Genomic DNA, 20,620 nt, shown 5'->3' on the forward strand with positions numbered 1-20,620 from the left:
GTGAATTATGAAAAAATATATAATATTGGTGTTGAGTGCGTGGATGGCAACATCAGCACAAGCAACACAACAATGTGCAATTGATGGTTTTTCAAACTCAAATATGCGATTAAGTAGTTATAGGCATAGTCAAGCTGCAACTTCATTTAATGTGCGTTGTGATCAAGGTTATTCGATTGTTTTTAACAGCGAAAACCTTACCAATGCAAGTGGAACAAGCTATGTTTCCAATGGGCCTTATAAGTTGCGGACCCAATTAAATTTGCAAGGTGCTGGGCAAAATTTATGGGGGGTTCAATTAAGACAAGCACCATCTGAAAGACAGAAATATGTAATTGCCGTTCAACTGCAAGATAATCCCTATAATGGTGTGCCTGCAGGTGTGTATAAAGATAGGGTTTCTGTTGATATAATTTTTTAAAGAGAATGGATATGCAGTATTCATTATTTTAGTCCAAGATTTCATATGTGACTCTTGGACTTTTTATTTATAAGTATGTTAATAAGCGGGTTTTCATTAATTTATTGTGGTCATAAAATATTCACATGTGTGTTCTAAGATTGAATAAAATATAACGATATAAGAGTGTTTAATGAATCTGCTCAATTATCCAACGCAGTTTGAACAACGATCGAATAAATTATTCAAATTTTCTTTCAAAAATCAGAACCTCAATCCTAAATTTCAACATAACTATTCAATTCAAACACTAATCCGGCCCCCTCTAAAAATCGCCATTGTGACAGATACGTGGGCGCCAGAAATTAATGGTGTTGCACATTCTTTATTGCAACTGTGTAAGGGCTTGCAGCAACAAGGCAACTCCATTTTTTTAATACGCCCAGAACAGTCCGAAAGTTGTCAGGATTTTCGACCTGATCAAGAGTGTTTGGTTCGAGCGCAGTCGATTCCTAAATATTCAGGTTTACAATTTGGCTGGCCGCAACTGATCAAACTCAGTAAAGCTTTAAAAAAAGCCCAAGTCGACATTGTGCATATAGTCACTGAAGGGCCTTTGGGTTTTGCTATGCTCCAACTGGCGCGTTCATTACAGATTCCTGTTTCCAGTGGCTTTCACTCGGCCTTTCATGAAGAGGTGGTCCCACATGTTTGAACAACTAAAAGCTTATTTATAAGTGATACTCTGCTCTAGTTAAGCTACCTTATTTTGTTGTGGTAGCTGGTCATAGTAAAACTCATCTGGAGTCATTTTGTCCAGACTCGAATGAGGTCGTTTCAAATTATAAAATTCAAAATATGCGTTTAATTGCTTCTTCGCATCCAAAACATTGCTGTAGGCTTTGAGATACACCTCTTCATATTTAACGCTCCGCCATAATCGTTCAACCATCACATTATCTACCCATCGACCTTTACCATCCATACTGATTTGAATGCCATTTGATTTCAATACATCAATAAATGCATCACTGGTAAACTGACTGCCTTGGTCTGTATTAAATATTTCAGGTCGACCATATTTTTCAATAGCTTCATTTAATGTTTCTATGCAAAATGTAACCTCCATACTAATCGATACTCTATGCGCAAGTACCTTGCGGCTATGCCAATCAATCACAGCACATAAATAAACAAAGCCTTTTGCCATAGGGATATACGTTATATCCGTAGACCACACTTGATTACTGCGCTGAATAGCCAATCCTTTGAGCAGATATAGATATTTACGGTGAGCTTGATTAGCCTGGCTTAAATTTGGTTTGCAATATAACGCCTGAATACCCATTTTCTTCATTAAAGTACGTGTATGACGTCGTCCTATATGATGCCCTTGACGATTCAACAAATCACGCATCATACGACTGCCTGCAAAAGGATATTGCATATGTAATTCATCAATACATCGCATCAGCTTCAGATCTGATGAGCTAACAGGTTTTGGGCGATAATAATAACAACCACGGGAGACTTTCAGCAGCTTAGCTTGCTTAGATACTGAAATCTGAAGTGAGTCGTCGATTAACTTTTGTGGTTGAAGCGGCCCAGTTTCTTCAACACACCTTCTAAAAAATCAATTTCTAATGCCTGCTCACCGATTTTTGCATGTAACTTTTTAAGATCAATGGGGGGTTCTGATGGAGCTTTTGATTGATCGAAAGCTTGTGAGGAAGCTGAGATCAATTGATTTTTCCAGTCAATAATTTGGTTTTGATGAACATCAAACTCAGAACTCAATTCAGCAAGTGTTTTTTCTGCTTTGATCGCAGCAAGTGCTACCTTAGCCTTAAAGTCGTTTGAATGATTTCTTCTTGGTCTACGTGCCATAAAATACTCCATATATTGATGTTTATAACATCATTTGAGGAGCAGAATATCACTTATAGGAGTTGTTCAAATTTACGGATCCATCTCTCTAGGCATCATTATCATCAATAGTGATCACCTGTTAGCTGTTTATAAATGTCGGTTCAAAGTTTTCATATCTCTTTCACTCATTGTGTAATTTATTTAAGGTTCTCTTTGCATTGACTGCATCCATGTGTACCACCAATAAGAAAAGAAAAACCCCGCTCAATAACTTGACGGGGCTGTTAGTGCCGTAACAATTTCGGCTAGGGATTAGATATTTTTTTCAAGAAAAAAATCTGTTTAACTCTCCCAAATTAAACAGATCAATTTGCGCTGTATCACTAATTATTCAGTATTATTTATTTGCACTAAATATAAAATCAAATTATTTCACTATGATGAAAATAGTTTATTTGATTCTTAAATATCACTTAACGTCTTTCAAAAAATTACGACAAACCTTAGATTTTCCAGCAAAAACTATGTAATCAACTTCCATTGTACTATATAGACCAAATATACGCTTTACGAATCGGAATAGTTATTTCCCCTTTTAAATTAATTTGAATGAAAATTTAAAAAGTAATATTTCTCTAATCCATAGTTTTAAAAAAAAGAAGCTCAATGGAGCTTCTTTTTTTTAAAACTATGGATCGGTCTGAGCCAAAATTTTTATCTTTTATCAATAAATCCTTTTTATTCTTTATAATTTTGCGTGCTGTATTGCTCAACTGGCAATCGGGACAAGGCCTTTTGCCCTTTTTCACCAGGTAACCCTTCTACATACTGCAAAAATGCTTCTGCATAATCTAATCCCACATCTATACGACGCTCACCAGTAATGTCTTTAAAGCTTGTGTAAAAGTCCTGACCATCAGCCAGAAAGTTGATGGTAATTACTTGATAGGTCTGATTCATATTTAATGGCTGATATTGACCTTGTGCATTTCGAACCTTTAAATTGGATAAACGCTGACCCTTTGCCTTAGTTAAATCTACATCCCATTGTAGTCCACCCGCATATGGATAACTGCCTGTGTTATTACTCGTAACAGCATCCATGGCATCTTCCAGCACTGCTTTAATTTCTTGGCCAGTTGCATTTAATTGTACTAAGGTATTTTTGAATGGCAGCACTGTATAAATTTTCTCTACCGTAATATCACCTTGAGGCAGATCTACCCTTACCCCTCCTCCGTTTTGGATTGAAATATCTGCATTAAAATATTTTTTACCTTGCTGTAGAAATGCTTCGGCAACCAGCTGCTGTACATCACCCCCATGCTGATTAATAAAATCTGCTTTATTGCAGACATCACCTAAACTAGAACGTGATGTATCTTTGGTCATTCCTGGAACACGACGTAAGCATAAATTATCATTAGCAATGGCAACTTTTTCTTTGCCTAATAAGTTTTTAGCGACTTTATACGGTTCTAAAATACTTAAAGCTATAGCATCAGGCTGTACAATACGTAAGGAGTTACTATTTTCAATATCTCGCTTAATAGAATCTAGTTCCGTACTCATCAATGCTGGAGCATCTTTAGCTGTACGTTTAAAATCATCGCCAATCAATACATTGGCTTTTCCTGCACATGCTTCAATTTTACCATCGGCATCAAAGTTGACTTTGAGTTGTCCGACGACATAACTATATTGCCATGCCTGTACAACACAGACCTGATCACCATCTTTATTTTTTAATACAGTGGGATAGTCACCCTCTGGGCTTATACCGTAACTTTTAAGTTTCGCATCTGCCAGCAAGGTATGAGAATCTCCGCCAACAATGACATCAACGCCTGACAATTTAGTGGCTAAATCTTTTTCTAACCCGTACCCTAAATGAGATTGAACAATAATTTTATTGATGCCTTGCTGTTTTAGCTCATCAATATATTTTTGTGCAGTAACTACTTCATCATTAAATACAGTATCTTGATTTGGTCGAGAAGCATTTTTAGTTTTATTGGCAATCGTTAAACCAATTAAAGCAATTTTCTGCCCTTCTTTTTCCATAACTGTATAAGGTTTAACAAGGTTAGTTTGGTATAGTGCTGAAGTTTTTCCAAACTCGACATTTGCACTCAAGACTTGGGTTTTATTTTCACAATTACCTTTATCATTTAAGAATCCAATAAATTTTTTTAAGCCATCATCCGTATTATCGAATTCATGATTACCTAGCGTTAACGTATCGAAACAAACACTATTCATGAGATCTGCCTCTGCTTCACCTTCTTTCAAAGTAAAATAGAGGTCCCCAGTAATGGCATCACCTGAATGAATTTTTATTGGATTCTTCTCAGTGCTTGCCAAAGTATTCATCAACGCAGCAACGCGTGCAAAACCACCATTAGAGACTTGTATTTCTTCACGTTTACCCATCGAAGTTTCAAGCATTAATATAGTACTTTCCTCATCCAAATGTGAATGACTGTCATTAATATGTACTAAATTGACTTCCAGCGGTTTAGGAGGAATAACAGGCGTTATATTCGTATTTTCTTTACTATCATTATTACACCCAGTTAAAAACATACTAGAAACTAATAAACTGCATGTAAAACCCGAATACCTAGTTAGTTTATTATTAAAAGACATGACCACCCCACCTGATTATAATTTAAACAAACATCATGTAGGTCTGCTGTTTAAAATTCATGACATTCACTATTTTTTCTAATTGTTTTTTAACAAATGGTTAAGTTATCCCATTAGGGAACTTTTCATTTCATGCCCCAAGCTTAAATTATAAATTTTGAATAAGCATATGTTTGATTATTGCTTGGCTAATTTTTTAAGCACTCAATAAAATAAGAAGAAATATGAAATTTCCCCTTATAGAAGAGGTGGTTCCACATGTTTGAACAACTAAAAGCTTATTTATAAGTGATACTCTGCTCTAGTTAAGCTACCTTATTTTGTTGTGGTAGCTGGTCATAGTAAAACTCATCTGGAGTCATTTTGTCCAGACTCGAATGAGGTCGTTTCAAATTATAAAATTCAAAATATGCGTTTAATTGCTTCTTCGCATCCAAAACATTGCTGTAGGCTTTGAGATACACCTCTTCATATTTAACGCTCCGCCATAATCGTTCAACCATCACATTATCTACCCATCGACCTTTACCATCCATACTGATTTGAATGCCATTTGATTTCAATACATCAATAAATGCATCACTGGTAAACTGACTGCCTTGGTCTGTATTAAATATTTCAGGTCGACCATATTTTTCAATAGCTTCATTTAATGTTTCTATGCAAAATGTAACCTCCATACTAATCGATACTCTATGCGCAAGTACCTTGCGGCTATGCCAATCAATCACAGCACATAAATAAACAAAGCCTTTTGCCATAGGGATATACGTTATATCCGTAGACCACACTTGATTACTGCGCTGAATAGCCAATCCTTTGAGCAGATATAGATATTTACGGTGAGCTTGATTAGCCTGGCTTAAATTTGGTTTGCAATATAACGCCTGAATACCCATTTTCTTCATTAAAGTACGTGTATGACGTCGTCCTATATGATGCCCTTGACGATTCAACAAATCACGCATCATACGACTGCCTGCAAAAGGATATTGCATATGTAATTCATCAATACATCGCATCAGCTTCAGATCTGATGAGCTAACAGGTTTTGGGCGATAATAATAACAACCACGAGAGACTTTCAGTAACTTAGCTTGTTTAGATACTGAAATCTGAAGTGAGTGATCGATTAACTTTTGTGGTTGAAGCGGCCCAGTTTCTTCAACACACCTTCTAAAAAATCAATTTCTAATGCCTGCTCACCGATTTTTGCATGTAACTTTTTAAGATCAATGGGAGGTTCTGATGGAGCTTTTGATTGATCGAAAGCTTGTGAGGAAGCTGAGATCAATTGATTTTTCCAGTCAATAATTTGGTTTTGATGAACATCAAACTCAGAACTCAATTCAGCAAGTGTTTTTTCTGCTTTGATCGCAGCAAGTGCTACCTTAGCCTTAAAGTCGTTTGAATGATTTCTTCTTGGTCTACGTGCCATAAAATACTCCATATATTGATGTTTATAACATCATTTGAGGAGCAGAGTATCACTTATAGGAGTTGTTCAAATTTCCGGATCCATCTCTTAGATTAAATTTATTTCGTCAGTTTTCTTAATTTACAGTCGATGAACTCATATCAAAATTTACGTCTGCGTATCATGGAAACTAAAACGAGGCCCGTTAAGGTTAACATTGACCAGATCCCCATGCTGCCACCGCTTATTTTTCCTGTATCAGGATTACTCGATATATTTTCGTTTAAATCCATATCAACAATTACAGGATCATGATCGGAAGAACGGAATGCATCATCGCTATAGAATGCTGCAATTTGCTCATCTGTTTTATATTCTTCGTTATAGTCTAAGGCCGTCGGCTCATCAGCATTGATGTGCCAAGCAAAAGCGCGTTTCACCATTGGATATAAGTCTGCATCAGCAATTGCATGGTCTAGGTTTCCTGCGCCCCCATTGCCATTGGCATCACTTGCAACACCAAATACATAACTATAGGCTGTTTTACCTTGTCCAATTTTTTCGTCATTGAGCAAGACTTTATAATTGGCTTTTTCTAATGCTAAAATCGGATCTTCTTTAGCATAACTATTCATATCACCGACCAGCAAATAATTTGGTTTAGCCACTTGTGTTGGATTTTTTGCAATCCACTGCATAAGTTCTTGTACTGCAGTTAAACGTGTTGCATTCCAGCAACCTTGACCATCACCCTGATCAGCATCGGCCAGAGTTTTATCGGTAGGACAACTGCCTTTCGACTTTAAGTGATTGGGTACTATCGTAAATATTTTTCCACCATTTACAGATTGGAAACTTTGCGCCATGGTGACACGGTTCTTTTCAGTCTGATCATCATAAACTGCAGGCTCACCTACAGGTTTTACGCGCTTACTGTTATAGATAATCGCAACTGCAATTGCATCTGTACCTAATTTTGTCATTTGGGTTGGAATGACATATTTCCAGTCTGCACCTAAGGCTTGCGATAAGTATGCCACTGCACTTTTATCATCAAAACCATTATTTGCGATTTCCATTAACCCATACACATCGGCATCAATTGTTTTTAAAGCACTGACAATTTTTTGATGTTGCTTCTTAAACTCAGTTTCTGAGCTTGCACCACGTTCTGTTGGGAAACCTTTTTCTGAACCATTATCATAATTTAAGACATTAAAAGCCGCAGCGCGAATTTGTTTAACATCTTTTGGAATCACCGTTGAAGGACGTAAATTAGTATCCTTGATAATTTCAGGTTGTACCTTCCCCTGTATCGGTTGAATTCGCCATGCATTAAAACGATATTCTAAAATCCCCTCAACATTTTTCAGTTCAGAACCTGTTCTTAATGTATTTATGGCATTGAAGTTTTGCGGAAGTAATGGTGTTCTATTTTGATTATTATAGCCATCATCCAAGATAATTTTAGAAAGCAGATTTTGCTGGGCTAATGCAACTGCTTCAGCAGATTTTGCAGGATATAGATTAGTTGGAATATACAAGCGACCTAAACTTAAAGATAGCTCACCATAACGACCGTAATTGTAATTTTCACTTATCGTTAAAGTTTGTGGGATTTTAACCAGCATCCCTTGATAGCGTTTAGGTACATTTCCTGCTATCTCCGTCAAACTGGTAAACGGTAAATTAAGTGCCTGTGCCGTGACTGTATTGGATGCTTGTGTATGACAGGTTTGAATATTTTGATCAAGTTGATCTATTTGGAGTTGGTTTTGATATGAGGTTAAACGACCTTTTAAAATAACCTCTTCACCTACTTTTCCTCCAGTGATTTTACTACTTGCAGGAAGATAGACAAAAATAGCATTACTTAAATTGGATTTGGCTTTACTATCGGGCGTTTGTATATAAAAACCAGAAAAACCATTGTCATAACGGTAGTCTGCGGTAATAACACCACGAACAACATATGGTTGATTTTCTGCGGCAGATTGTAGGTCCGCAATCGCCGTATCTGCTGTATTACAACTGATAGGAGTAACGGGGGAGGTTATAGGCGCGCTTGTATCTAAATACTGGGAAAACTCATTTCGATCAGACCATTTAGACCATTCGCTTTCTAACTCAAATGCTGTTGCAGGATCAATTGAAGTTACATTATTTGAAGTTTTAGTACGTGACAAACTATTTTGATAACTACTAAAACCCACTCCCCAACCAGTACCTGGATCCTCTCCCACACGACCAAAACGGTCTATTGGAGTACCTTTATAAAACAGGACCAAGGTATCATCTCCATTAAATGCAAGTCCTGCCACTTGATTGACTTTATTACCAATTACTGCCTGCAACTCTGTTCGACCAATAATGTATTTTGCTTTACTTGCCAATGAACCTTCTAATTGAAAAGTCGCAGATTTCGTGGTTGAACCATTAGTAAATTGTTGAATCTCATAATCAGCTAAGTTCACTGTTAAACTGTCAGGGTTATAGATTTCCAAACCCTTTTTATTAGATGTACCATCTATATACTGACTAAACATTAATTGTGCATGTGCAGAAAACGAGCACCCCATAAGTATTAAACTTAAACTCAATATTTTTGGTTTTATATTCATAATGATTTTGAACAGTTGTTAAAATTCAAAATAGCTTAGTTTTTATACATGACATCACTATGAATAACTGATGACAGTTTTAGTGAAATCGCTTTTCTAGAATTTTTCTCATTAAGCCCCCAAGTTGTCCCGGTTTAAATCAACGTTGCCCCTTTTCTTCTAAATTCAGATAAAAGTCTGAATATTACCCAGATGAAATAACAATACAGTACGATGTCATAAATATGTCATGAAACAGTCACAGAATACTTAGTTGAATAAAGTTTAATTCTTAGCCTTTCTACAGAATTAGTCATTTTTTTATTTACAAAGAGTCAATTAACCTCTTTCAAAGGCTTTAAAGAATTTTCTATTAGCTTCCTTCAGCGCTGCAATCTGACTTTATAAGAGCCATAAATGACTACCTTAAATGTGTCTTCAAACTCTTCATCACATCCGTTAAAAAAGTATATAAATAGAGAGCTCTCACTATTTGAGTTTCATAAGCGGGTGTTGGCACAGGCGAAAGATACTGAATACCCTTTACTTGAACGATTAAATTTTTTAATTATTTTTTCAAGTAATCTGGATGAGTTTTTTGAAATACGAGTTGCCAGTTTAATGCAACAAATTGAACTTTCAGATCATGCTAGAGCTCGTCCAGATAACTCACTCCTCTCAGATATAGTCACCACCATTTCCAAACTTGCACACGAAGCTGTCGAAGAACAGTATAAAATACTTAATTATAATCTCTTACCACAACTGCAAGGACATGGTGTTCATTTCATTCAGTATGGTGACATCCTCGAAAAACATAAAGAATGGATTAAGGACTATTTCCATAATGAAGTTCGACCTGTGGTCACACCTATCAGTTTAGATCCAGCCCACCCCTTTCCTCGGCTAGTGAATAAAAGTCTAAATTTCATTGTAACCCTAGAAGGTAAAGATGCATTTGGACGAAAAATTGATTTGGCGATTGTTCCCGCACCACGATCATTACCTAGATTAGTAAAGTTACCTAATAGTATTTCTGGCGAGGATGAACACTACATTCTACTTTCAGCCATTATTCAGCAACATCTTCATGAGTTATTTCCAGGGGTAACCACCACTGGATGTTATCAATTTCGGGTCACACGTAATGCAGATTTAACTATCTCAGAAGATGTTGAAGACTTAGCAATTGCCTTAAAAGATGAACTATCCTCACGGCGCTTTGGTCGGGCTGTAAGACTTGAGGTGACTAAAAATTGCCCTGAAAATATTATTGATTATTTACTTGGACAATTTGATCTTAAGCAAGAGCAACTCTATCGTATTGACGGCCCGCTTAATCTGGCGCGCTTTATATCGAACTTCAATTTGCCAGAGTTACGTTTTCCTCCCCATGTACAAAAATTACCGAAAGTGTTGTATGGGAAAAAATCCATATTTGAGGTATTAAAAACCGGAGATGTTTTATTACATCACCCTTTTCACTCTTTCGCTCCGGTCATTAAGCTACTGAAAGAGGCAGCCCATGATCCACATGTGTTAGCCATAAAACAAACCCTTTATCGGAGTGGTGTACATTCTGAAATTGTGCAAGTCCTTGCTGAAGCGGCACGAAATGGTAAGGAAGTCACAGCAGTGATTGAATTACGTGCTCGCTTTGATGAAGAGTCAAATATCGAAGTTGCCAATCTATTACAAGAAGCTGGGGCGGTTGTTGTATATGGGATCGTTGGCTATAAAACCCACGCCAAAATGATTCTGATCGTGCGTCGTGAAATAGACAAAATTAAACGTTATGTTCATTTAGGCACAGGTAACTATCATGCAATGAATGCCAAAATCTATACTGATTATGGACTACTGACCAGTGATGCTGATATTTGTGAAGATGTCCATAAAGTCTTTCAGGAGCTCACAGGCATGGGGAAAATGGTCAAATTGAAAAAACTTTTTCATGCACCATTTACTCTGCATTCTCAATTGATTGAACTCATCGAAACTGAAACTGAAAATAGCAAAGCAGGCAAAAAAGCGCAGATTATTATTAAAGTAAATGCCTTAACTGAACCTCAACTAATTGATGCCCTATATAGGGCATCTAAAGCGGGCGTTCAAATCGATTTGATTGTCCGTTCAATTTGCTGCTTACGCCCACAGGTGAAAGGGCTTTCTGAAAATATTCGAGTCCGCTCAATTGTGGGACGTTTTTTAGAACATACCCGGGTTTATTATTTTTACCATCAGGGCGAAAACAAGCTTTATTGCGCCAGTGCAGATTGGATGGGGCGTAATTTATTCTCTCGCATCGAGACCTGTTTCCCAATCGAAGATAAAAAACTTCGTAAACAAATTCTGCAAGATGGCTTAATGAATTATCTTCAAGATAACCGCCGTGCATGGGAGCTTCAAGCAGATGGAACATGGATTCAATGTACACCAAGTTTGGATAAGCCCATGTATATCGCACAACAGCACTTATTAAACCATACATCTTAATTAACCCGAATCCTGTTTAAGCCACTGATTCTATAATTAGAATTTTTGGCTTATTTTGATGGGTGAGTTGATATGCACATAACAATGCGTAAATCCCCAAATTAAAATCCGCGGAATCAGGGACAAAGCCAAGCTCTTAATTCCTTGGGCCTTGGCTGCCATGATTTTTGTTCCCATTACATAAAATCTGTTTTTGGGCTTATAAAAAACCTGCCTGCTACGACTAAAATTACGTTTTTATTCAAGCCATGATCCTCGGTATGCCGAACTAAAACAGCAATTAATTCACTTTGCCGGATTATATACGCGGCTACTAAAATATGAGCATCAGTATTGCAAATACGATCAAACATCTGGATATTGATAGCTATAGGGATGAAATGTTATAAAAAAATATCCGGGCATTGGCCCGGATATTTAAACTCTAAGCAGCTTAGGCAGTTTGCTTTAACGGTTTGATTTCATTTAATTCATGATCTAATTGAAGCTGATACGCACGGCTTTGATCAACCTGATAACTACGATTCTGGATGCTATCGATAAAAATCCAGTTCGCCTGTACCTGATCCGGGGTAAATGCAACACTCAAGTATCCGCGTTGATTCAAATTACAATAATTCAGCTCATCAATTAGCGTAGTAAATGCCATTTCAAATTCCTGTAACTGGGCTAAGGGAATCTGCAAATACTTCTCCATACCCGGTGATGAAACTGAACTGGTCGCTAGTTCTACCCCGACTGTACTGCCGGCTTGATCTCTCAAAGTGGAGTTCCAGGCATTATGGGTATCTCCTGCAAGTACAATCAGTTTTTTATTCAGCTGTTTACAAGCCGTATAAATCACCTCACGCTCCACGACGTACCCATCCCAGGCATCAAGATTATAAGGCACAACAGTCAGTATTCTGGCTAATTCTGCCTTTGTCAAAGTTGGATCATTTTGCAGATAGCGTATTTTTAGGCCTACCAGTTCTGTCAGCATCTGACGCACTTGTAGCAACACATCTGCAGTGGCCTGACCACTGGTGATCTGCCCCAAAACAGCCAGAATTTCGGCCGGAATTAGCATCTTGCTCATCAGCACCTGCTGACCCAGCACATTCCAGACGGCATTCGATTGGCTGAGTTGTTTCAGTATCCATTCACGTTGTGTATGTCCTAACAAGGTACGCGTCGGATTGAGCAAATCTGTCTGAAATTTATTGACATCTAGTCCTGTCGCGGTAAGATAGTCAGCATATTGCAATTGCTTGTTACGCGCCAAAATACGAGTATCCAGCATATTCAGCTGAACCAGATCACCAAAATTAAACTGGCGATAAATATTCAAATGATCTTTTTCAGACACTGGACGAATCGGCATCCATTCAAAATAGGCCTGCAAAGCAGCCAGCTTACGTGCAAAAAAATCACCTTCTGAAACATCATGATTTTCCGCACCCTGCTCCCAGGTATCATTGGTCAGCTCATGATCATCCCAGACCACAATAAATGGATGACGCTGATGTGCTGCTTGTAAGTCCGCATCAGTTCGATACAAGGCATAACGCTTGCGGTAGTCTTCCAGTTTAATGATTTCCTCAGCATTATCTGCAGCCAGACTTCGGCCTAATGCTGCAGCCTGTTCAGTCGCATAACCACCCATCCCGTACTCATAAATGTAATCCCCTAAATGAATCACCACATCTAGGTCTTGCTGGGCAATTTCCTGATAGATATGAAAATATCCGGCTGGATAATTGGAACATGAACAAACGGCAAATTGCACCAGCTTGCTTTGCGTGGCTAAAGTTTTGGTTTGACCGACAGATGAATATACCGATGCACACTTAAAACGGTAAAAATAAGTTTGCCCTGCCGATAGACGATCCGCATCGACTTTAACCGTGAAATCTTGCGACCGACTGGTTTCAACTTGTCCTGTATTGATTATCTGGCGAAAATCCTGATCGGCAGCAATTTCCCACTGCACCTGATAACGCAGGTTTTCATCTTCCGGACTTAAGCGTGTCCATAGAATTATCCGATCCTGTAAGGGATCACCACTGGCCACCCCATGTTTAAAAGCGACTTTAGGATGTGCCTGAGCTTGATCTGAAGCATCCTCATCACTGCCACAAGCGGTCAAAGATATGGGTAAAGACAAAGCACCGAAGCCTGCAATGGAGGTCTTAAGCAGTTCACGTCTGGATATTTTTTTAGTCATAACAGCTTGCTATTGTGGGTTTTTTGTTCTTTTTTAATCCAGTTCGATGACATTAATATCTCTAAATTATGACATTTCTATGAAGCCTAATTTTTCCAAGTCCTAAATATACCAAATGACGATAAAACTAATTTCTGAGAGGCTGAGTTGGGCTATTCGAATTCTTATAGACTGATGACTTTATTTAGAAAATTTCCAATAAGTTGCTTCAAATTTCAGAAAGAAATCATCAATTACGCAGAATAATTCGTTACTATTGAACATCGGGGCTAAAGCTTTAGGTTTGGTAACTCAACTGATGGCTCTAGTCCTCTTATTTTTCAAGTTTATTTCTTATCCGCGATTCGGGTTAATTAACCTGGGGTGATTACTCCATAAGCTATTAGCCCTTAAATGCGCTTTGTACTTTAATCTAATCTCAATAATTAAAGATTAGATTAAAAGAACCCCAAATTAAATGGTTGAAAGATATGAGTGATATCAGCGTAAAAAAAGTCAATAAATTAATTGAAGAGTTTGAACAAGAAGGAAATAAGGTAGACCGATTGGAGATAGGTTCCAAAACATATGCAGCCTTGATGTTAGATAAGAAATTTGCTGATAAAGTCACAAAATCAAATGAAGACCCTAAAGAGCGTCTTTATAAACAAATAAAAATTTAGCTGGTTACTGAAAAACATTATTTTAAGGTTAGGTGAAATAATTTTCTTTCCTAAGATAAAAAATCAGATTAACTCTGAACTAATACAGTTCAGCGCTTACTCAGAATAATTCCAGTAAATTTATTTGAAATAAAAACCTTAAAAGCGTTATTTTCACTCGATAAAGCCTCCATCAATCAAGAGGAAGCTCGCGTAAGCTTCCTCTTGTAAAAATTGTGGGACAGCAGTGGCAGTCCAAAATATGGTTATGTGTGTCTAGAATTTTGGTGGCTATTCAGTCCATCATTACCTACATTCCAACTCTCTAGTTTTCCAACTAGCCCAGGTTATAATAATGGCCACCCAAAATACGATTGATCTATTATGAACACCACCAATGATCCTTTACACGGTAAAAAACTTGCTGACATTTTGGATGAATTATTGGATTACTACGGTGGCTTTGAAGGTTTAAGTCGTAAAATTGAGATTAGATGTTTTTGCATAGACCCAAGTGTTAAATCATCATTGCGATTCTTGCGTACCACCCCATGGGCACGTGAAAAAGTAGAAAACTTATATTTGTATGTCTTACGCCAAAAGGCCAAACAGAAATCGTAGCAGTCAAAGCCCTAACCTCATCATAATATTATACCAAATAGTAAACTACTCTTAGAAAGAGAATATATATGTCGGTAATTATTGTTGATTTACATATTAAAATTAGTGACCAAAACTTAAAGCACCCTACTCTACCTTAAATTACACCACACAAAATAAAAACCCTATATAACTGTTATATATAGGGTTTATTGAAATACCAATTATGTTATTTAGTGTATTTTATGTCGGTGACTATTGCCAAGGTTGGGGTATTACTCATACCGATTCTACTGCCTTTACGCTTTTATTCCATTTCGGTTCAGGCGCATGATAATGCTCCACAGCATCCAATACTTCCTCAATTGAACTTGAGAAGATCAAGGCATCGGTAAAACGTGACTGGGTAAATCCAGCCTCAGTCGTTTTCATCAGGAAATTTAGTAATTCATCATAAAATCCGTGGATATTTAAAAATGCACAAGGTTTCTGATGAAGGCCCAACTGCCCCCAAGTCAACTGCTCAAAAATTTCTTCTAAAGTCCCCACCCCGCCCGGCAAGGCAATAAACGCATCTGCCAGATCAGACATTTTTGTTTTACGTTCATGCATATTTTTCACTACATGCAGCTCTGTTAACAGCGGATGAGCCAATTCTGCATCGACCAGATTTTGTGGAATCACTCCAATGACTGTTCCACCGGCATTTAAGGCACTATCAGCCACAACACCCATCAGACCAGCTCGGCCACCCCCATAAACCAGTGTGATTCCACGATTCGCAATAGACTCACCCAAAGCTTGGGCCTGCTCTTTAAAATTTTTGCTATTCCCCATAGCTGAACCACAAAAGACTGCAATAGATTTCATTTTTTATCCCCTCATCAATCAACATATTCTAACTGCATTAAAATAAAAAAATTGTCTTAAAAACAGGCAAAATAGCCATAAGCGGCTAGTTTATCGAAGCTCATGATTCAGAATAAATCCTCACTTCTACAGAAAATATGGATAATTTTTAGTCAGACATATACGCATTGACTTACATCGATTCTGGTTCTTTGCGGCTATCCCGGATAGTGGAATTTTCCTATGATACTTACATCAGGAACAGGAAGTTCCATATAACAATCACAATAGATAAGCACAAGGATTGTAAGGTACGACAGGAGTTATACCGAGCTAACCAATACGAAAAACCCCGGCAGGATGCCGGGGTTTTTTATTAATCTTTATATTAGTCAATCAGGTTACTAATGACCTGAGATTTTATATTTGGCTATTCTCTGAATGGTACTACTGATCTCGAATGGGTTAGACAGCAGGATTTGACAAATGCAAGCCAATCCACAAAGATAAGTGAATAAAAATAATCATGAGTAGAACAATATGTCCCATCCGCTTTCCAGCCTTGAATATCAACCTGATATTCTGGGTGAAGGTTATGAACAGGCCACTTTAGAATTTCCGCCAGATACTGAAGGTACAGTAGTTGCCACACTGATCCGCAAAAAGACAGACCAGCCCACCTCTAAAGCTGTCCTCTATATTCACGGCTTTATTGATTATTTTTTCCAGACTGAAATGGCAGAGCGTTTTAATCAGCAAGGTTTTGATTTTTATGCGTTGGATTTACGTAAATATGGCCGATCCTATATGTCCCATCAGAAATTTTATAATGTCTATCATCTATCAGAATACGATGCAGAAATCAGTCAGGCTCTCGAAATTATTGGACAGGAAGGCCATGATACGGTTTTACTCAGTGGCCATTCTACCGGCGGACTAATTACTACCCTGTATGCAGCACATCATCCAGATCATCCTTTAATTAAAGGCTTGTGGCTCAATAGTCCTTTTTATGACTTTAATATGACACCTTTTGAGAAAAAGTTTGTGGTGCCTAAATTGAGCCGTCTGGGAAAACGTTTTCCGGAAATGCTATTTCCTAGCCGCTTAAACCGTCATTATGTGCCCAGCCTACATATTAGCTATCAGGGGGAATGGCATTTTGATCTGGAATGGAAAAAACCCAGCTATCACTGGGTGCGTCTGAGTTTTGTACATGCCATTCACGAAGCACAAAAAGAAATTCATCAAGGTATACGTTTAAATATTCCGACTTTGCTGATGCATGCCCATAAAACCACTTATCCCCTACGTTTTAACCGTAATGCCCAAACCAGTGATGTGATTCTTCAGGTACACGACATGATTGAACATGCACAGAAAATCCAGGGCGATGTGCAACTCTGTTCGATTCAAAATGGGGTACATGATCTGGTTCTTTCAGAAAAACCGGTTCGTGAGCAGGTCTATCAGCAGCTATTTCAATGGCTGGAGAATAAGGCCCTATAAGCCAGATGAATAAGATAGGTAGAAAGCTCTGCCTGTCTTATTTTCTAATAATTTTATTTACCTATTTTTCCTGAATATAAAATAAAAATATCAAGCTGATCAGTAATGCTTTTTACATATTAAAATCATTTCGTTATAACAATAAGATATTCAAATTTATAAAAATAATAAATTCTATTTTTATTCAAATGTTGCCTTTTGTAGCAAGCTTGTAAGTATTTATCCTGCGATTTTTTTCCCTCTCTATAGTAGAGCTGAGATGTTGAATCTGAAGACTTTTGCAGAGCAGAAGTGGTTCGGCATTCATCAATAATAATCATATCAAGGAATAGAATTATGCGTTATGCAGATCCCAATACTGACGGTTCAAAAGTGCAATTTAAATCCCAATACGAAAACTTCATTGGCGGAAAATGGGTCCCACCCATCAAAGGTGAATATTTTGATAATGTCTCTCCCGTAGATGGTAAAGCCTTTACCAAAGTTCCGCGCTCATCAGTGGAAGATATTGAACTGGCGCTCGATGCGGCTCATGCCGCCAAACAGCAATGGAATAACAGCTCCCCTACTACCCGTTCCAATATTTTATTAAAAATCGCTGACCGACTTGAGGAGAATCTTGAACTGCTGGCAGTCGCAGAGACCTGGGATAACGGTAAGCCAATCCGAGAAACCCTGGCAGCAGATATTCCTTTAGCCATTGACCATTTCCGTTACTTTGCCGGCTGTATTCGCGCCCAGGAAGGTGGAATTTCCGAAATTGATGAAGATACCATTGCCTACCATTTTCATGAACCTTTAGGTGTGGTTGGGCAGATTATCCCGTGGAACTTCCCGATTCTAATGGCTGCCTGGAAACTGGCCCCTGCTCTCGCAGCCGGAAACTGTATTGTGTTGAAACCCGCTGAACAGACGCCAGTGAGTATTTTGGTACTGGTTGAGCTGATTCAGGATCTGTTGCCTGAAGGTGTGTTAAACATCGTGAATGGCTACGGCGTTGAAGTCGGCCGTCCACTGGCGACTAATCCACGCATTGCCAAGATTGCCTTTACCGGTTCTACCGCTGTGGGTCAGCTGATCATGCAATATGCGACTGAAAATATTATTCCAGTCACTCTGGAACTTGGGGGTAAATCTCCAAACCTGTTCTTTGCAGACATTATGGATCAGGAAGATGACTTCCTGGAAAAAGCCCTGGAAGGCTTCGCTATGTTTGCCCTGAACCAAGGTGAAATCTGTACCTGTCCTTCACGTGCGCTGGTTCAGGAAAGTATTGCAGACCAGTTTCTTGAGCGTGCCGTGGAACGAGTAAAGCGGATTAAGACAGGTCATCCACTGGATACCGAGACCATGATCGGGGCGCAGGCTTCTCAGGAGCAACAGGACAAAATTCTGGGCTGTATTGCAACAGGCCGCGAAGAAGGTGCGGAAATCTTGTTAGGCGGTAATGAACGTCAGGAAGTGGGACAAGGTTTTTATATCGAGCCAACGATTTTTAAAGGTTCCAATGACATGCGAACCTTTCAGGAAGAAATTTTTGGACCGGTATTGGCTGTGACGACTTTTAAAGACTTCGATGAAGCCATCAAGATTGCCAATGATACGATTTATGGACTCGGTGCTGGTGTCTGGTCACGTTCAGCGCATACATCCTACCGTGCCGGTCGTGCGATTCAGGCCGGTCGGGTCTGGACCAACTGCTATCACATCTACCCGGCTCATGCAGCTTTTGGTGGCTATAAAAAATCCGGGATTGGTCGTGAAAACCATCGCATGATGCTGGATCATTATCAGCAAACCAAAAACCTGTTAGTGAGTTATTCAACCAAACCAGCAGGCTTCTTCTAAACTGATCTAAATTCGGGTGGACTTCGGTCCGCCTGATTCATTCATTATTTCAAACAGAATTTTAAACTGATTGGTAAAAAATTTATAAAGGGAAGAATGAGGAGGTATACGTATTTTTAGGAGCTGTATTAACTAATAAATAAAACTGCATAAAAAATAAGAGATTATTTATAGTTATGTTGATTTTAAATAAGTTTGTCATTTTTTATGCTTTCCGATCGTTTAAAAATACAGCATAAAGCCTGTGCTTTCATTTAAAGTCGACTTTTCATGCTACGCAAGACTGTGTATAACAATGAACCCCTGAGGGAAAGCAATAAGCATAGGCAAAATTGCTTAAAAAGCGTTAGACTATGCAGTAATAATGTCATGATTCGGTCTGGTATAGATCAAAAAAGAAGGTGAAGGTTGATGCCGCTCAATACAGTTGAAGAGCTTGTAGCAGATATCCGTGCAGGAAAAATGGTTATCCTGATGGATGACGAAGACCGTGAGAATGAAGGCGATCTGGTGATTGCTGCGACCCACGTGCGTCCTGAAGACATCAACTTTATGATCACCCATGCGCGTGGTCTGGTTTGCCTGACTTTAAGCAAAGAACGTTGCCAGCAGTTAAATCTACCCTTGATGGTGGATGCCAACGGCGCTCAGCACGGAACCAACTTCACCCTTTCAATTGAAGCAGCCAACGGCATTACTACCGGTATTTCTGCAGCTGAACGTGCGCACACCATTCAAACTGCGGTGGCTGCACATGCCAAACCAAGTGACATCGTACAGCCTGGTCATATCTTCCCATTGATGGCACAGCCAGGTGGCGTATTGCACCGTGCCGGTCATACTGAAGCCGGTTGTGACCTGTCTCGTCTTGCGGGTCTGGAACCTGCATCTGTGATCTGTGAAATCATCAAAGAAGACGGCACTATGGCGCGTCGTCCAGATCTTGAAATTTTCGCAGAAAAACATGGCCTGAAAATTGGCACTATTGCTGATCTGATTCACTACCGTATGACCAATGAGCAAACGGTTGAGCGTATTGACCAGCAAACTATAGATACTGAATACGGTGTGTTTGATCTCTATCGTTACCGTGAAATCGGTAACCCGGACATTCATTTAGCACTGGTGAAAGGTCAGCCTAAAGACGGCGTGACGACTGTACGTGTGCATGGCTTTAACCCAACCCGTGATTTATTAAAGCTGAACAAGCAAGATGGTGAACCGGCCTGGAATCTGGACCGTGCCTTAAAAGAAATTTCAAACAGTGATCGTGGTGTTCTGGTCTGGATTGGCCAGCGCCATTTACAGGACTTAGGCCCTGCCCTGGATACACTGACAGCACCAAAAAATGTAAAATCCAATGCTGCACTTTCCCAGCAGTATCAGACCATTGGTGTCGGCGCACAAATTTTACGTGACCTCGGCGTGGAAAAAATGAAGCTGCTCAGCTCTCCATTACGTTTCAATGCCCTGTCCGGCTTTAACTTAGAAGTGGTGGAATACATCACCGCACAACAAACATCAGAGAAATAATCG

The 20,620-nt window shown here is 38.7% G+C and carries 13 protein-coding genes and 5 pseudogenes; 10 read left to right on the forward strand and 8 right to left on the reverse strand.

Annotation, left to right across the window (positions count from 1 at the left end; all coding sequences use genetic code 11):
- Positions 1-7 precede the first annotated feature (7 nt).
- Both FOC32_RS03910 and FOC32_RS03915 read left to right on the forward strand, forming a co-directional pair.
- On the forward strand, positions 8-421 hold the full coding sequence (locus FOC32_RS03910; RefSeq protein WP_004278363.1) for a hypothetical protein: 414 nt from the start codon (positions 8-10) through the stop codon (positions 419-421).
- Positions 422-593: 172 nt separating this feature from the next.
- Positions 594-1,094 (forward strand): annotated as a pseudogene (locus FOC32_RS03915) (glycosyltransferase); the annotation flags it as partial.
- Between the two features lie 60 nt (positions 1,095-1,154).
- Here the strand turns inward: FOC32_RS03915 and FOC32_RS03920 are convergent.
- The 4 genes from FOC32_RS03920 to FOC32_RS03935 form a co-directional block, all read right to left on the reverse strand.
- Positions 1,155-2,299 (reverse strand): IS3 family transposase gene (locus FOC32_RS03920; protein ID WP_416378059.1). Its coding sequence is split into 2 segments (ribosomal slippage): positions 1,155-2,035 and positions 2,035-2,299, totalling 1,146 coding nucleotides; the frame shifts between segments, so codons are not numbered across the junction.
- A gap of 708 nt (positions 2,300-3,007) precedes the next feature.
- On the reverse strand, positions 3,008-4,918 hold the full coding sequence (locus FOC32_RS03925; RefSeq protein ID WP_005105082.1) for a bifunctional metallophosphatase/5'-nucleotidase: 1,911 nt from the start codon (positions 4,916-4,918) through the stop codon (positions 3,008-3,010).
- A gap of 305 nt (positions 4,919-5,223) precedes the next feature.
- Positions 5,224-6,368 (reverse strand): IS3 family transposase gene (locus FOC32_RS03930; protein WP_122959112.1). Its coding sequence is split into 2 segments (ribosomal slippage): positions 5,224-6,104 and positions 6,104-6,368, totalling 1,146 coding nucleotides; the frame shifts between segments, so codons are not numbered across the junction.
- 128 nt (positions 6,369-6,496) lie between these two features.
- Positions 6,497-8,959, reverse strand: a complete 2,463-nt coding sequence (locus FOC32_RS03935) for an ExeM/NucH family extracellular endonuclease (RefSeq protein ID WP_200004097.1) — start codon at positions 8,957-8,959, stop codon at positions 6,497-6,499.
- 393 nt (positions 8,960-9,352) lie between these two features.
- Between FOC32_RS03935 and ppk1 the strand changes: the two genes are divergently transcribed.
- Positions 9,353-11,431, forward strand: coding sequence for a polyphosphate kinase 1 (gene ppk1, locus FOC32_RS03940; protein ID WP_005105077.1), 2,079 nt, complete (start codon positions 9,353-9,355; stop codon positions 11,429-11,431).
- A gap of 16 nt (positions 11,432-11,447) precedes the next feature.
- Here ppk1 and FOC32_RS17245 read toward each other — a convergent pair.
- Positions 11,448-11,537: pseudogene (locus FOC32_RS17245) on the reverse strand (IS982 family transposase); the annotation flags it as partial.
- A 70-nt stretch (positions 11,538-11,607) separates the two neighbouring features.
- Here FOC32_RS17245 and FOC32_RS17180 point away from each other — a divergent pair.
- Positions 11,608-11,820: pseudogene (locus FOC32_RS17180) on the forward strand (hypothetical protein); the annotation flags it as partial.
- A 44-nt stretch (positions 11,821-11,864) separates the two neighbouring features.
- Here the strand turns inward: FOC32_RS17180 and FOC32_RS03945 are convergent.
- Both FOC32_RS03945 and FOC32_RS03950 read right to left on the reverse strand, forming a co-directional pair.
- Positions 11,865-13,637 carry an alkaline phosphatase D family protein gene (locus tag FOC32_RS03945; RefSeq protein ID WP_005233285.1) on the reverse strand — a complete coding sequence of 591 codons (1,773 nt, stop codon included), beginning with the start codon at positions 13,635-13,637 and terminating at the stop codon, positions 11,865-11,867.
- Positions 13,638-13,745: 108 nt separating this feature from the next.
- Positions 13,746-13,901 (reverse strand): annotated as a pseudogene (locus FOC32_RS03950) (IS982 family transposase); the annotation flags it as partial.
- Between the two features lie 206 nt (positions 13,902-14,107).
- Between FOC32_RS03950 and FOC32_RS03955 the strand changes: the two are divergent.
- The 3 genes and pseudogenes from FOC32_RS03955 to FOC32_RS03965 all read left to right on the forward strand — a co-directional run bounded on the left by FOC32_RS03955 (position 14,108) and on the right by FOC32_RS03965 (position 14,899).
- Positions 14,108-14,299 carry a hypothetical protein gene (locus FOC32_RS03955; RefSeq protein WP_005233279.1) on the forward strand — a complete coding sequence of 64 codons (192 nt, stop codon included), beginning with the start codon at positions 14,108-14,110 and terminating at the stop codon, positions 14,297-14,299.
- Between the two features lie 84 nt (positions 14,300-14,383).
- A pseudogene (locus FOC32_RS03960) lies at positions 14,384-14,509 on the forward strand (IS4 family transposase); the annotation flags it as partial.
- A gap of 153 nt (positions 14,510-14,662) precedes the next feature.
- Positions 14,663-14,899, forward strand: coding sequence for a VF530 family DNA-binding protein (locus tag FOC32_RS03965; RefSeq protein ID WP_004280931.1), 237 nt, complete (start codon positions 14,663-14,665; stop codon positions 14,897-14,899).
- A gap of 258 nt (positions 14,900-15,157) precedes the next feature.
- On the opposite strand, the gene FOC32_RS03970 is transcribed toward FOC32_RS03965, so the two are convergent.
- Positions 15,158-15,748 carry a TIGR00730 family Rossman fold protein gene (locus tag FOC32_RS03970; protein ID WP_005233278.1) on the reverse strand — a complete coding sequence of 197 codons (591 nt, stop codon included), beginning with the start codon at positions 15,746-15,748 and terminating at the stop codon, positions 15,158-15,160.
- A 519-nt stretch (positions 15,749-16,267) separates the two neighbouring features.
- On the opposite strand from FOC32_RS03970, the gene FOC32_RS03975 reads away from it, so the two are divergent.
- The 3 genes from FOC32_RS03975 (at position 16,268) to ribBA (ending at position 20,617) form a co-directional block, all read left to right on the forward strand.
- Positions 16,268-17,236, forward strand: a complete 969-nt coding sequence (locus tag FOC32_RS03975; protein ID WP_175966407.1) for an alpha/beta hydrolase — start codon at positions 16,268-16,270, stop codon at positions 17,234-17,236.
- 336 nt (positions 17,237-17,572) lie between these two features.
- Positions 17,573-19,084 carry an aldehyde dehydrogenase family protein gene (locus tag FOC32_RS03980; RefSeq protein ID WP_175966409.1) on the forward strand — a complete coding sequence of 504 codons (1,512 nt, stop codon included), beginning with the start codon at positions 17,573-17,575 and terminating at the stop codon, positions 19,082-19,084.
- A 411-nt stretch (positions 19,085-19,495) separates the two neighbouring features.
- A complete protein-coding gene (ribBA, locus tag FOC32_RS03985) occupies positions 19,496-20,617 on the forward strand; it encodes a bifunctional 3,4-dihydroxy-2-butanone-4-phosphate synthase/GTP cyclohydrolase II (protein WP_104426889.1) in 1,122 nt (373 codons plus the stop codon).
- Positions 20,618-20,620: the final 3 nt, after the last annotated feature.

This window comes from Acinetobacter sp. FDAARGOS_724 (assembly GCF_013364475.1).
GTDB classification, from domain to species: Bacteria; Pseudomonadota; Gammaproteobacteria; order Pseudomonadales; family Moraxellaceae; genus Acinetobacter; species Acinetobacter variabilis.

What these genes read in the sequence shown, in the direction of transcription:
- FOC32_RS03965 (WP_004280931.1), top strand. Translation starts at nt 14,663, where the DNA reads ATGAACACCACCAATGATCCTTTACACGGTAAAAAACTTGCTGACATT.
- FOC32_RS03970 (WP_005233278.1), bottom strand. Translation starts at nt 15,748, where the DNA reads ATGAAATCTATTGCAGTCTTTTGTGGTTCAGCTATGGGGAATAGCAAA.
- FOC32_RS03955 (WP_005233279.1), top strand. Translation starts at nt 14,108, where the DNA reads ATGAGTGATATCAGCGTAAAAAAAGTCAATAAATTAATTGAAGAGTTT.
- FOC32_RS03945 (WP_005233285.1), bottom strand. Translation starts at nt 13,637, where the DNA reads ATGACTAAAAAAATATCCAGACGTGAACTGCTTAAGACCTCCATTGCA.
- FOC32_RS03925 (WP_005105082.1), bottom strand. Translation starts at nt 4,918, where the DNA reads ATGTCTTTTAATAATAAACTAACTAGGTATTCGGGTTTTACATGCAGT.
- FOC32_RS03980 (WP_175966409.1), top strand. Translation starts at nt 17,573, where the DNA reads ATGCGTTATGCAGATCCCAATACTGACGGTTCAAAAGTGCAATTTAAA.
- FOC32_RS03910 (WP_004278363.1), top strand. Translation starts at nt 8, where the DNA reads ATGAAAAAATATATAATATTGGTGTTGAGTGCGTGGATGGCAACATCA.
- ribBA (WP_104426889.1), top strand. Translation starts at nt 19,496, where the DNA reads ATGCCGCTCAATACAGTTGAAGAGCTTGTAGCAGATATCCGTGCAGGA.
- ppk1 (WP_005105077.1), top strand. Translation starts at nt 9,353, where the DNA reads ATGACTACCTTAAATGTGTCTTCAAACTCTTCATCACATCCGTTAAAA.
- FOC32_RS03975 (WP_175966407.1), top strand. Translation starts at nt 16,268, where the DNA reads ATGTCCCATCCGCTTTCCAGCCTTGAATATCAACCTGATATTCTGGGT.